The organism is symbiont of Argiope bruennichi, assembly GCF_051094275.1.
Taxonomy (GTDB): domain Bacteria; phylum Bacillota_I; class Bacilli_A; order Mycoplasmatales; family SG1.
Window position 1 is genome coordinate 226266 of the sequence record NZ_CP070274.1, and the last position, 13745, is coordinate 240010.

Consider the following 13745-nt stretch of genomic DNA (forward strand, 5'->3'; position numbering starts at 1 on the left):
TTAAATGCACAGGTCAATCGCCAACTTTTTTAAATATTTTTTAAAACTTTTTTGCTTGTCACTTTTTTTAATCTTAATTTTTCTTTTTCCAACAAAAAATATTATTTATTCGATTGGTAGTACCACAGTTTTGCCGTTAATGGAAAAACTTGGAGATAATTATTACCATACATCAGATACCAAAATTGCAGTTGCAGGTGGTGGTAGTACTGTTGGGGTAAATATGATTCAAAAAGGACTTACAAATATCGGTAATGCTTCAAGAAATCCCTCAAATGATGAACACAATCAATCAGTTTGAGTATCTAAACAACTATCAACTTTTCCCATTGCATATGATGGAATTTTAATTATTGCAAATTTAGGTGATTTAGGCAATAAAACTTTATTGCTTGATATTAGTAAATTAATTAAAATTTATGAAGGAAATATAACTAATTGAAGGGATGTGGCAACAGAACTTCCAAATTTAAAAATAACATTGTTTAATCGAGAAAGTGGTAGTGGTACCTTAGATTCTTTTAGCAATGCTTTGAAAAAATATAACAATAACATTAAAATTAATTTTTCATCATCCTGCAATGTTATTAACTCCAACACACAAATGATCGATCTTTTAGAAAATACCCCAGGATCAATTGGTTATGCACAATTAGCATATTTAGATGAAATTATTCAAGATAAATTAATATTGCCAGATTTAAAAACAGATAAAGGTACAATTTTTACTCCAAGTAGTGATAAAGGTGCAACTGATCAAGAAACTATTCAAAAAATTAAAGAAGATGTTGACAAAAAAATTTATGAATCCGTTGAAGATCCAAATTCAAAAACACATTCTAATTATTATTTATTTTGACATTCATTAAATTTAATTATTTCCTTAAACGAAGCAAATATTAAGACAATAAAAAATTATATTCATTTTATTTTTACTAAACAAGATATTGTTGCAAAAGCACAATACTTACCGGTGTATGATGGGAATAATTTTTATTATGATCTAAACGATTCAAAATTTGAAAAAAAATCTTTTAATAAGTGTATTAATAAAAATGATAAGCAACAAGAATGTATTTTTAAATTATTTACAGAGAATCCAGATTCTATAAGAAAACCATGGTGGTGAAGTGAATAATATTCAAATTTCTAGTAGTTATCAAAGATATCGAAAAAATATTGATTTTTTTGTTAAAGTACTTTTTTATGGCTTTTTAATTTTTATTGGTATTTTAATTTTTTTACTTTTTGGCTTTTTATTTTTTAAGGGATTTTCTGGATTAAAATTATTGTTTTCTTGAAAATGAGATCCTGTAAATCATGTTTATTCAATGCTACCTTTTCTAATCGGTACTTTAACAACAACTCTTTTAACAATTTTATTTGCTTTACCATTGTCAATTGGTTCAGCGCTTTTTATTTATGAATTTTGCAGTAAAAAAATTAAAAAATTTTTAAATTCTTTAATTCAATTATTGGCTGGAATACCTTCAGTTGTTTTTGGTTTTTTTGGTTTAATTGTAATATCTAAATTTTTTGGTTTATCAATCTTTTCAGCATCAATTATTTTAACTTTTATGATTTTGCCCTTAATTGTCTCTTTTATCAACATTGGGTTAAATTCAATTGAAAAAGAAATTAGAGACAATGCTTTTGCTCTTGGTTGTACAAGAATTAATTATTTATTTCGAATTGCTTTAAAGATGGTTGGAAGTTCTGTTCTTGTTGGATTAATTATTGGAATTGCTAGAGCAGTTGGTGAGGCAATGGCGGTTTCAATGGTAATTGGTAATAGTGTAAATTTACCTGATTTAAAACATTTTTGAGATAATTTTTTAGGTTCACATGGTTCTACAATTACTTCAATTATTTTGATGGACTTTTTAGAGGCTACTGGAAGTCACTTAAAAGCTCTTTACGCCTTAGGGCTTGTATTGTTAATTTTAGTAACAATTTTAAATATAATATCTTTATCAATTCATAAAAACATTATCGAAAAACACGAGTAAAAATATGAAAATAAATCAAAAAAAAATTAACTTTGAAAAAATTCGAAGTACTTACAAATTAAAAAATCAAATTTACTCTTGCTTTGGTTACATATTTTTATTTGTTTCGATTTTTATTACTTTAGGATTTGTTTTTTGAATTATTGCTACAATAATTTTTAAAGGAATTCCAAACTTTCATTTTTGAATGCTTTGAACTGACTATAATCCCAATGATTTACATAATAGTGGGGTGTTTCCTTTTCTTGTAACAACCTTTATGCTATTGTTTTTTACCTTATTGATTGCAATTCCCCTAGCAATTATTTTTGCTTTATGTTTATCTGAATATTTAAACAAAAAAAAGAAGAAAAAGATTTTATTTGTTCTGAATGTTTTTAACTCAATTCCTTCATTAATTATTGGAATTTTTGGACTTTGACTTTTTATATTTGTTTTAAATATTACTTCCAATGGTTTTTCGATTTTAGCTGCTGGGCTTACAATGGTTTTTGTTGTTTTACCAATTTTAACTATTGGATTTTATGAATCATTTACAAAAGTTCCAAAAATTCAAAAAACTAGTTTTTTAGCCCTGGGTGCAAAAAAATATCAATTAATTTTTAAAATTATTTTGCCAAGTTGTAAAAATAATTTATTATCAATTGTCTTTCTTGCTATGATTAGAATTCTTGGTGAAACCGCACCAACAATTTTAACAATTGGAGGGAGTTACTTTACACCACATAGTATTTTAGATCAGGGAAGAACCTTATCTGCTTTAATTTACTTATTATTTTCTGAATCAAACGATCCATTTGCTCAAAATTTTGGATACACAGCAATTTTTATTTTGATATTTTTTATTATAATTTTAAATATTTGTCAAAAAGGAATTATAAAATATTCAAATATTAGTGAGTGAAAAAATTTAAAAAACAAATCAATTGTTTTTTTAAGTCTTTTAAAGACATTTTTCAAAATATTTTGACACATTTTTAAATCACCAAAGAAGAAAATTAATTAGTGAAAGAAATTAAAGATCCCATTATTGAAGTTAAAAATTTTAGCTTGAGATATAAAGAAAAAAGAATTTTAAAAAACATTGATTTGGTTTTTAAAAAAAATGTTGTTACCTCAATTATTGGTCCTTCAGGCTGTGGAAAATCAACACTTTTAAAATGTTTAAATCGTTTAATTGATTTTGAAGATCATTGTTTTCATAAAGGTGATATTATTTTTGAAGACAAATCAATTTTTCTTACCAAAGATTGTAGTAATTTACGATATAAAATTGGGACAATTTTTCAAAGACCAACAGTATTTCCATTTTCAATTTTTGAAAATGTTATTTATGGTTTAAAAATTCACGGAATTAAAGACAAAAAATTTTTAGAAAAAACTTGCATTGAGTCTTTAAAACTTGTTTCTTTATATGATGAAGTAAAGGAAATTCTTCAAAACAAGGCAAATCTTTTATCTGGTGGGCAACAGCAACGACTATGTATTGCAAGAGCAATTGCCTTAAATCCAGAAATTATTTTAATGGATGAACCTACAAGTGCCCTTGATCCCATTTCAACGGCAAAAATTGAGCACTTAATTTTAGAATTAAAAAAATCTTATACAATAATTTTAGTAACACACTCATTGCAACAAGCAATGAAAATTTCTGATTATACAGTTTTTATTAAAAATGGTCGTATTATTGAGTATAATGATACAAAAACTTTATTTTCAAAACCAAAAAACAAATTGACTGAAAATTATATTACTGGAAGATTTGAATAATGAAAAAAATAATTGATCAAGAATTAGGTTTGATAAAAAAATCAGTTATAAATTTTTTAAATGATCTTATTGAAGATTTAGAAAAATATGCTGTTTCGATTGAAAACAATGAAACAGAAAGAATTGCTTTGCTAATTGAACAAGAAAAAAAAATAAATCAAACCCATGATGAAATTTTTGAAGAAATTGTTTGAGTAATTTCTAAAGAATCTCCGGTTGCAAAAGACTTAAGAAAATTAATGGCTTATAGCAATATGGCAAGAGAAATTGAAAAATTGAGTAATTTAATTCGCCTATCTTTTGAAAAATATTTAAATACAAAAAATTTAAATTTAAAAATTTTTAAAAAATATTTTATTTTGGTATTTAATTTTTTAATTTCTGAATTAATTGCTATTTCTTATCTTATTAGTAGTTATAAAGATGAATTAATTAATAATATTATTACTTACGAAAATAAAATTAATAATTATGTTCAAAAAGCCTCAATCTCTATTAGTAATAAAATATATGCAGAATCTGAAAAAAAAAATTTAGAAACTTATTTTTTATTATTTTATTTTCTACAAAACATTGAAAGATGTGGTAACTTAGCAATTCAACTCGTAAGAGAAAAAATTTTTATTTTTAAAAATCGTTACATTGAAATCAACTAACAACAAAAATCTTTTTTCTAAAGAAGATTTAAACAAATGATATTTAGAAGTAATAAAAAAATCTGAAGTTTTTTTACACGATGATATTAAGGGCTTCTTTTATTTTGATTGATATGGGTTAAAAATTTGGGAAAGAATAAAAATAATATTGTCAGATATTTTTGAAGAAAATCAAATTCGAGAAATCAAAACTCCATTATTTTTTCAGAAATCAGAATTAGAACAAGAAAAAAATCATTTTTCTGGTTTTTCTCCAGAAGTATTTGAACTATCTTACAAAAACCATCAATTAATTTTAAGACCAACCAGTGAAATATTATTTTTAAAATACTTTAAAAAAAAGCTTTTTTCTTATAAAGATTTGCCATTTATTGCAGGTCAATGAGGAAATGTTTTTCGAAAGGAAAAAAATAATAAAGCTTTTTTAAGAAACAATGAATTTTTTTGATATGAAGGGCATGGAGTTTTTGAAAATCAAACAGAAGTTCAAAAAAACATTGCTTTTTTGAACAATTTATTTTATTCTTTTTTTAATGATATTTTATTTTTACCTTTTATATTTGGCAATAAGACTGAAAATGAAAAATTTTTTGGGGCTCTAGAAACTTTTACTTTTGAAGTTTTATTACCAGATAATCAATGACTTCAGGCTACAACTGTCCACAATCTAGGAACTAATTTTTCAAAAAATTTTTCCTTTAAACTACCTGATAAAAGCAACCAGTTTTTTTATCCTTGAACCAATAGTTTTGGAATATCTACAAGAATTATTGGTGGGTTAATTATGTCCCACGGGGATGAAAACGGTCTCGTTTTACCGTCAGAAATTGCTGTTTTTCAAGTATGTTTTGTAATTTATTGAAAATTTTTGGATGAAAAAAAAATTAAAAGTTTTCTTGATGAATGAAAATATAAACTTAAACATATTTTTCACTTACGATTTATTTTTAATTCCCAAAAAGTTGATCCTTTTTGGTTTTTGAAAGACTGTATTATCAAAGGTGTTTGTTTATTTGTAGAAATTGGAAGAAAGGAATTTGAAGAAAAATTTTTTACTTTTTTTACAAGGACAAATTTTAAAAAAGAAAAAATCAACATTTCTAATGCCAATAAAAATTTTTTTTGAACGAACTTATCACTTTTAAATGCCTCAATAAAAGCAAAGCAAGACAATTTTTTAAAAAAAAACTTAAAAGAACCTTCATCTATTGATGAATTTAACAATTTTTTAAAAGATAAAACTTCTTTTTTTATTTATGTAAATCTAAAATCTTTAAAAGATCATCATGTTTTTGAAAAAAAAATAAATTCTTTTGATCTTTCAATTAGAGCAATTAGTTCTATGAATGTTGAAAAAAAATGTTTTTTTTCTCAAGAAAAAGCCACACATATTATTTATATTGGCAGAGCCTATTAATTTTTTTAAAATTTTTTTTACATTTTTTTAAAAAATTTTCTTACAATTTTTTTTTGCTAAAATCTACTGTTAAAAACAAGAAAAAGAGATTGTTAGATGAAAACTTTTTTTGACTTAGAGCTAATAGAAATTGGCAACAAAGGTGAAATTTTATTTTTTGATCACTTTAATAGTGAAGACTTATCAAAAAAAATAAATAAAGATAATTATTTTGAATATATAAAAAGTAATAAAAAAAACTACGATCAAATTGATTTTTTTTACGATATAAAATATTTTTCTAATTTTTTATATGATGGAACGGTTTGGAAATCAGAAATATTTTTTCTAAAAAATAATTTTTATAAAATTGTTAAAAATTCAAAAATTGAAGGAATAAAATACAATTTTGATTTTTTAATTAAAAAAATCGAAAACTATGATTTTTGATATAAAAATTATAATTCAAAAGATATTTTGAATGAAATAAAAATTTTGTTTGAAAAAAATATTAAATTTTATACTTACACTGATTTTATTGACAAATTAAATCAGTTGTTTTATTTATATATTGAAGTTGTCGCAAATGGATGATTTCAAGAATTTACCAAAATTAAGTTACTAGCAAAAAAATCTGAAGAAAAAATGGATCTTTACAATATTGAAAATTTTAAAACTTTTTATTGCAAAGATGATTTTTTAAAATTTAATGAAAAAATTAATCATATCAATCAGATATTTTTTGATAAATTATCAAAATTAGTTGCCCATATGATTAAAAAATATAATTTTTACAACTATATTTATCAGTTTATTGGAGCAGAATACAATTTAAAGTTTAAATATAAATCACAAGAATATACTTTTTTAGAGTTACATGAAATTTTAATTTTTTCCAACAAAAACATTTACTTTTTCTACGATCAAATTAATGAATATCTAAAAAATGCTTTTAACTATATTAGTGAAAAAATTATTGAAATTTCAAAAGATGTTCAAAATGAAATTATTTTTTTTCAAGAAAAAAAATTTTTTAATATTTCTGGAAGTATTAAAGATGAATTTGTTGAATTAAATCATAATTTTTTACGTTTAATTAAAAATCAACCTAAAGATTTTTATTTAATTAATGATTTTTTTAAAATTTTATGAAAATTAAATAATTCATATTTAAAATTTTTTTTTATTATTGCCAAAAAAAATTATCAAAACATCACCGAACAATTAAAAAAATGAAATTATATTCATAAAAAAAAGGCAATTCTTAATATTATTTCACAATATAGAGAAGCACTAACATCATTTTCTGAAGAAAAGCTAAAAAATTTTTTAGATAATCACTCTTATTAATATTTATTATTTAAAAATATTAATAAAAAGCTCGGTTGTTTTATATTTTTTTTTAGAAAGATTTAAAAACTCTTCAAGAGAATATTTTTCTTTAAACTTTTTTACAAATTCTATAATTTCTGTGGTTTTAGAGCCTAAAGGAAACCTAAGACAATATTTTTTTTCCAATTTTACTTTTTCTTCTTCAAATATTGTTCTTGCAAAAATAGATGCTAAGGCAATTGCTAAATTTTTTTTATCACCATAAGAAACTAAATTAATATTTTCAAATTCAATTCAGCCAAAATTGTTTTCTTTGAAAGTTTTTTTTATTTGAAAAAAATATTTTTTAAAGGATGCAATCTCACAAAACTTATCAATTGATCAAGGCTCATCTTTGTTAATTTTTTTTTTCAAGTTAGTAAAAACTTTAAAGTGAGCAAAGGCTTTCTTAACGTTGTCATTTCAATGATATTCTTGTTCAAAAAAATTATATTCCTGGTTTGATAAAACATAAACCTCATAATCTACGATTTCAGAAAAAACCTTATAAATTTTTTTTCTTTTATTTGAATAAAGTTCTTTGCTATCTTTAATAACAAGATTTTTTTTTTTACAAATTTTTAAAATTTCTAAAAATTTTTTTTCATCTAAAAATACACAACAATATACTGATGGTAAAAGATAGACACCAGTGCCAACTTCATCACTACCATAGCCCTTTATAAATTTATTCATTTAAATTAAATAAATTATAAAATTAAAACAAAAAAGTTATAAAAAATTGCAATGATTGAAACTAAAATTTTAGATGGTAAAAAATTATCTTTTATTTTTGAAAAAAAAATTTTAAAAATCACTAATTTATTACCAAAAAAACCAAAACTAACAATTTTTTTAACAACAGATAATTTTTCTAGCAGAAAATATGTCGATATAAAAATTAAAAAAGCAAAGCATTTAAATTTTTTAGTTGAGTTAATTTATTTACCAGAATGTAAAAATGAGTTATTTTTTAAATTATTAGATGAAAAAAACAATGATCCAAACATTGATGGTATTTTGGTTCAATTTCCAACCAATAATTTAGATGAAAAAGAAATATTGTCAAAAATTTCTTCAAAAAAGGATGTTGATTCCATTACACCAGCAAATATTGGTCTTATTTTTCAAGATAATTATGATCTTTTAAATCCGGTTGTAAGTGCTGTAAATTCTTTAATCAGTTTTTACAAAATCTCATTAAAAGGTAAATATTGTGTTCTCATTGGTTCTAGCAATATTGTTGGGAAACCGCTTATAAGTTGGTTGGTAAACCAAAAAGTAACTTTGACAGTTTGCAATGAATTTACAAATAACTTAGAAAATATTTTAAAAGCCGCAGATATTATTATTACAGCCGTTGGAAAACCAAATTTTATTGGTGAAAATTTGGTTAAAAATAATTGCATAATTATTGATATTGGAATTAATAAATTAAATAACTGTTTGGTAGGGGATGTACACGCTGATGAAAAATTATGAAATAAAGTTAGTTATTTAACTCCAGTTCCAGGAGGAATTGGGCCATTAACGGTAATTTTTTTATTTTATAATTTACTATTTTTATATTTAAAAAATTATAATTTACTAGATAAATACCAAAAATTTTTAGATGAATTTAAAAACATTTAAATTAAAAAATTTTTTTTATATTATATTTTTCTGTTTTTTTATAACAGGAATTTTTATTTCAAAAATTTTTATTGTAGAAATTGGTAGTGAAAGAATTTTAAATTATTACAAAAATAAATACAACGGAGTTATTAAAGAAAATAAAAATTTTTTTAATGAACAATATTTTAACGGTGATTTTTTTAAAATCAATAAATTGTTTTTGTTCAACGCAATTTATATTTACAATATTGATTATGCCTTGGAAGTAAAGTCTAATCCTGGCGCAATTAATGAATTAGAACAAAATTTTTGCAATCAAATGGAAGATTTAACAAGGTTATTTTTAATGGATATTTCTTTTTATAAATTTATTGATGGAAAATATTTATTAAATTTTTTCTTTAATTGTTTGCAAATCAAAAATACCCCAGAAAACAAAATAAAACTTTCTGGCGTATTTGAAACTCTTGAAAAAAAATGAAAATATTCTCAAGACCCCGATATAGTGCCATCTGATTATTTTAATTTTAATAAAAATTCATACTTTGATTATATTTTGTTTCAAGTAATAGAAATAGGAATTTAAGTATTCGAAAAATATAAATAAACAAAAAAATTATCAAATTTAATATTTAAATATTATAATGTTTTAGTTATGAATAATTTTAACTCTCACTATAATAAAAAAGAAATAATTTTGGGAAAATCTTTTATTTATCAAAGATTTTCTTGCTCCATTATTAATATTTTTCTTTTTTTATTTATCTTTTCAATCACTTCTTTAATATTTTATTCAAGTTCACTTTCAAACTTAATAACTGAATTAAAAAAACTTGTCGATTTTTCTAGCACTAGTTTTTCTGGTAATTCTTCAATTCTTTCATCAGTTGCAATTTCACTTCTGATTCAAACAGTAATTTCTTCTGGATTTATTATTTTTAATTCTCAAAGTTTACCAATGTTTTTTAATAATACAAAATTTTATCGTGTTAACAATAAAAGAATTTTAATAAAAGATCTAGCGCTTATTTTATTATATAATTTTGTAAAAGTTTGAGTTGTTGGTTTTTTTGTGTTCTTTTTGTATATGACCCATATTGCAACAAGAATTTTAGCAATTATTTTTATCATTTTACTAATTGGCTTGTATTTTTGAGTTTATAAAAAATTTGGTTTTTCTTTGTTAGAAATTTTAACAAGAACGAAAAAAATGTCCTTTTTTTCTGAAACCAAAGAACCTTATGTATCAATTTTGCCTGCAAAAAGCACAATTTTATTTTCAGAAATTATTGAAAATTCTTTTGATAAAAATCAGGCAAACCTTACCAAAGAATATAATATTGATAAAGAACGTAATTCAAAAAACCACACATAAAATTAATAATGCATTTGTTTCCAGCAATCAAAAAGGAAAAGAATCTTCTTTATGTTGCAAAATCACATCGCCATCACATTGTTGATGTTTTGCGGGTAAAAATTGGTGAGCCAGTAAAAATTATCTATCAAGATAAAATTTATGAGTGTAAATTTCACTCTTTAAAAAACAACTTAATTTGTAAAATTATTAAAGAAAAAGAGATCTTAAAAAATTTGAGCAACATAAATATTTTTATTGGATTAATTGAATTAAGGCCTTTGAAGTTATTAATAGAAAAATTAACTGAATTAAATGTTGAAAAAGTTTTTATTGTAAAACTTATGAACTCTAATAGTTATTTAGCTAATAAAATTGATCAAAAAGTGGAAACACTAATAAAAATTAGTAAAAATGCTCAAATTCAATCTAATTGCACTTCAACACCAGAAATTATTTTTTTAGATAATATTAATAAAATCTTAGATTACAAAGCAGATATTAATTTTTTTTGCGATGTTGAAGAACAGAAAGATTTTTTATATTATTTAAATTATTTTTTTAATCAAAAAAAAAGTGATTTACTAGAAAAAGAAATTTTATCATTAAATTTTATCATTGGATGCGAAGCAGGCTTTACAGAAAATGAAAAAAATTTTTTTCTTTTAAATAATTTTTTTCCATTATCTTTAGGAAACAATATTTTAAGAGCAGAAACGGCTGCAATTGCTGTATCATCTAAAGCAAGTATTTGAAGAAAGTCACTATTGTTTTTTAAAAAAAATATTAAAAACAGTAAATAATTACCTATCTATGTTTAAAAAATTATCAAAAAATATTAATTTAAAGGTTTTCTTTGCTTTAAAAAGATACTTTAGTTTTTTTCTTTATTTAGCAGTGGCTTTTATTTTAACAAGTTACACTTTTGGTTGAATTGAAAAAACTAGAAATCACCAAGAAGATTTTTCTGTTTTTACTGATTCTACTTTTCTAGTAACTTTCTTTTTTTCAGTTTTTTTCTTTTTATGCTACTTTGTCTCACAAATTATTTTTATTTCTAAACTAAAATTAAAAAAGTTAAACCAATATTTTATTTGAATCTTTATTTTTTTTATTTTTATGTTTATTATTGAAATTTTTTTGTTTTCTGCAAAAAATTTAAATGATGTAATTCTTTCGATTGCTGCTTTTTTTACCATTATTTTTGCTTTAGTTTGCATCGTTTCTGATAGTTTAATTATTGTTATTTTATTAAAAATTCAAAACAAAACTATTGCTGAACCATCAAAATATAAAGCTCTTTATATTTATGATGAAGAAGATAACAGAACAGTTGAAGAAAACTGAACTAAAATTAAAAATAAAATTGAAAATTTAAAAGATGTAAGTGAACCAAAAGAATAAATTAAATTAACATGAAAAATTATATTATTATTACTGATTCATCAGTAAATTTATCAAAAGAAGAGCTAAATTCTCTTGGATTTGAAGTCTTTTATTTTTCGATTATCTTTAATAATGAACAGTTTTTAGATAATAAAGAAAGAGATATTAATTTTTTTTGTAATTTATTGAATAAAACAAAAAAAAAACTTTTCCAAAAAGAGTTATTCTTTCATACCTCACAACCTTCACATTACTTAATTAAAAATAAAATTACTTCCTTTCTTTCAAACTACAAAAAAGTTTATTTATTTATTACAAGTAAATATGTAAGCGGAATTTACTATTCAATTAAAAAAATTATTCTTCAAAACGAATGAAAAGATCGCGTAATTTTGTTTGATTGTGAAAATATTGCTGACGGTTTATTAGAGTATGCCATGTTTTGAAAAGATAATTGTGAAAAATATTCTATAGAAGAATTTCAAAAAATTCTAGATGATCACAAAAAAAGAAGAAAATGATTGATCTTTCCAACAGATATTAAATATTTAAAAAATAGTGGGCGAATTTCTTCAACTGCTGCAACAATTTCAAATGCATTAAGAATAAAAATTTCTTTAACATTTGAACAAAAAGCTCAAAAACTTTTTATTTCTACCTCATCTAGAAAGCTTTATGAAAAGTCTCTTAATTATTTATACAACAATTATTATCACAAAGAGGCGACAATCTTTCTTTATTTTTCTGAAAAAATTACTAAAGAAACTAATTTGCTTCACAGCTATTTAGTAAAAAAATTTAAAGACAATAAAATAATTTTAAAGCAAATTCCCCTATTAATGTTTAGTCATAATGGTAATAATGCTAACTTTATTTATTATTCACAACCAATAATTTTAAAATGCTAAAAATCTTAAAATTTTTTAAAAAAATTTTTTTTATCACATCGATTTTTTGTTTTTTATTTTTAATTCTTTTTGTTGTTCTTGCCCTCTATCATGTAATTAATAATTTTATTAATAATAAAGCCAACTTTAACAACAAAGAATTTATTGCTATTGTTATTTCTTTTCTGCTATTTTTTATCTTATCTTTAGTATCTCAAAAAATTATTAATAAAATAATTGTAAAAATTACCAAAAAAACCATTACATACTTAGATTTTAACAGTGAAGCATTTTTCTTAAAAAATTCTCCTTTCACCCCCCAAAGTTTTGAAAATGATAAAACTTGCATGAAAGAAGATTTTTTAAATATTTGCAACATCTTAGATCAAAACAAAAATATCTTTTTTTTAAGCCACAAAAGATCTGGGACAACCACTTTTTTTAGGTTAATTGAAAAACAAAAGATTGAAACCTATCAATTTTATTACTTAGATTTTAAATTAGTTTCGATAGATGATAAAATCTTAATTATTTTTTATTTTTTACAAAAAATTTTACCAGAAAAAAGCTTTCAAAAAGTTGCAAGAATTGGAAATTTAATTTCAGAAACTTTTTTAAATTTAATTATCACAAATCTTTTAAAGTCTGATAAAAGTAAAATTCTTTCTACCGATACTTTTAATTTTTCTGATGAAAAAATCTCTCTTTTAAACAACCTAAAAACTTATTTAAAAAAAAATCACAACTTACTTTTTAATAAATCATCTCAAAAAAAAGTTTGTTTCTTAATCGATAACTTAGACTTTATAACAGCAAAACAACTAATTTTAGAAATTAATTTTGTTTTTTCTGATTTTTGCGACAAATATTTTTTTATTTTTCAATCAAATCGAGAAACCATTAATAATACCAGCGAAACTTTTTTAGATTTTTGTTATTTTTTAAAAAAAAATAATTTTCTTTTGTATGAACCACAATTTACTACAAAAGAAAAAAAACAACTTTATGTTAAAACAACTCTTAAAGAATACACCAATAAATCGAAAAAAAATATTAACTTTTCAAATTTAAAAAAATTTAAAGAAGATTTAATTTTAAGCTCTGAAAAATTATCTTTTTCAGAAATTAATGAAAAAATTTTAAATTTTTTCAGTTAATTTTTAAATTTTTTTAAAAAATATTAATAAAATTGTTATTTTACATTAAAATTGTTATTTTTAAATTATAATAAATATAAAAATAAATAATTTTTTATTTTTTCATAGTTAATATAAAAATTTTAAGGAAAATATCAAGTAATTT

15 protein-coding genes are annotated in these 13745 nt (G+C 21.9%); 14 read left to right on the plus strand and 1 reads right to left on the minus strand.

What is annotated here, in order from left to right:
- Positions 1 to 4 precede the first annotated feature (4 nt).
- The 7 genes from JTY60_RS01165 (at position 5) to JTY60_RS01195 (ending at position 7181) form a co-directional block, all read left to right on the plus strand.
- Positions 5 to 1138, plus strand: coding sequence for a PstS family phosphate ABC transporter substrate-binding protein (locus JTY60_RS01165; RefSeq protein ID WP_434414824.1), 1134 nt, complete (start codon positions 5 to 7; stop codon positions 1136 to 1138).
- Positions 1131 to 2009 (plus strand): PstC family ABC transporter permease, encoded by an 879-nt coding sequence (locus JTY60_RS01170; RefSeq protein WP_434414825.1) that lies wholly within the window; start codon positions 1131 to 1133, stop codon positions 2007 to 2009. The genes JTY60_RS01165 and JTY60_RS01170 overlap by 8 nt, the downstream gene beginning before the upstream one ends.
- 4 nt (positions 2010 to 2013) lie before the next feature.
- Positions 2014 to 3015 (plus strand): PstA family ABC transporter permease, encoded by a 1002-nt coding sequence (locus JTY60_RS01175; protein ID WP_434414826.1) that lies wholly within the window; start codon positions 2014 to 2016, stop codon positions 3013 to 3015.
- Positions 3015 to 3779: a phosphate ABC transporter ATP-binding protein PstB gene (gene pstB / locus JTY60_RS01180; protein WP_434414827.1), complete on the plus strand. Its 765-nt coding sequence runs from the start codon at positions 3015 to 3017 to the stop codon at positions 3777 to 3779. The genes JTY60_RS01175 and pstB overlap by 1 nt, the downstream gene beginning before the upstream one ends.
- Positions 3779 to 4435, plus strand: coding sequence for a PhoU domain-containing protein (locus JTY60_RS01185; protein WP_434414828.1), 657 nt, complete (start codon positions 3779 to 3781; stop codon positions 4433 to 4435). The genes pstB and JTY60_RS01185 overlap by 1 nt, the downstream gene beginning before the upstream one ends.
- Complete coding sequence (locus JTY60_RS01190; protein ID WP_434414829.1) at positions 4422 to 5852, plus strand: aminoacyl--tRNA ligase-related protein; 1431 nt, start codon at positions 4422 to 4424, stop codon at positions 5850 to 5852. The genes JTY60_RS01185 and JTY60_RS01190 overlap by 14 nt, the downstream gene beginning before the upstream one ends.
- 96 nt (positions 5853 to 5948) lie before the next feature.
- Positions 5949 to 7181 (plus strand): hypothetical protein, encoded by a 1233-nt coding sequence (locus tag JTY60_RS01195; protein ID WP_434414830.1) that lies wholly within the window; start codon positions 5949 to 5951, stop codon positions 7179 to 7181.
- 6 nt (positions 7182 to 7187) lie between these two features.
- On the opposite strand, the gene JTY60_RS01200 is transcribed toward JTY60_RS01195, so the two are convergent.
- Positions 7188 to 7898 (minus strand): hypothetical protein, encoded by a 711-nt coding sequence (locus JTY60_RS01200; RefSeq protein ID WP_434414831.1) that lies wholly within the window; start codon positions 7896 to 7898, stop codon positions 7188 to 7190.
- A 51-nt stretch (positions 7899 to 7949) separates the two neighbouring features.
- On the opposite strand from JTY60_RS01200, the gene JTY60_RS01205 reads away from it, so the two are divergent.
- The 7 genes from JTY60_RS01205 to JTY60_RS01235 all read left to right on the plus strand — a co-directional run bounded on the left by JTY60_RS01205 (position 7950) and on the right by JTY60_RS01235 (position 13600).
- Positions 7950 to 8834, plus strand: coding sequence for a tetrahydrofolate dehydrogenase/cyclohydrolase catalytic domain-containing protein (locus JTY60_RS01205; protein ID WP_434414832.1), 885 nt, complete (start codon positions 7950 to 7952; stop codon positions 8832 to 8834).
- The gene (locus tag JTY60_RS01210; RefSeq protein ID WP_434414833.1) at positions 8815 to 9402 is read left to right on the plus strand and encodes a hypothetical protein; all 588 of its coding nucleotides are present in this window, start codon (positions 8815 to 8817) and stop codon (positions 9400 to 9402) included. The genes JTY60_RS01205 and JTY60_RS01210 overlap by 20 nt, the downstream gene beginning before the upstream one ends.
- 69 nt (positions 9403 to 9471) lie before the next feature.
- A complete protein-coding gene (locus JTY60_RS01215; RefSeq protein ID WP_434414834.1) occupies positions 9472 to 10191 on the plus strand; it encodes a hypothetical protein in 720 nt (239 codons plus the stop codon).
- Positions 10192 to 10199: 8 nt separating this feature from the next.
- Positions 10200 to 10973, plus strand: a complete 774-nt coding sequence (locus tag JTY60_RS01220; protein WP_434414835.1) for an RsmE family RNA methyltransferase — start codon at positions 10200 to 10202, stop codon at positions 10971 to 10973.
- A gap of 10 nt (positions 10974 to 10983) precedes the next feature.
- Positions 10984 to 11574 carry a hypothetical protein gene (locus JTY60_RS01225; RefSeq protein WP_434414836.1) on the plus strand — a complete coding sequence of 197 codons (591 nt, stop codon included), beginning with the start codon at positions 10984 to 10986 and terminating at the stop codon, positions 11572 to 11574.
- A gap of 11 nt (positions 11575 to 11585) precedes the next feature.
- Entirely contained in the window at positions 11586 to 12464 is an 879-nt protein-coding gene (locus JTY60_RS01230; RefSeq protein WP_434414837.1) for a DegV family protein, read from the plus strand.
- Positions 12458 to 13600: a hypothetical protein gene (locus JTY60_RS01235; RefSeq protein WP_434414838.1), complete on the plus strand. Its 1143-nt coding sequence runs from the start codon at positions 12458 to 12460 to the stop codon at positions 13598 to 13600. Before JTY60_RS01230 ends, JTY60_RS01235 begins: the two co-directional genes overlap by 7 nt.
- The last annotated feature ends 145 nt before the right edge of the window (positions 13601 to 13745 follow it).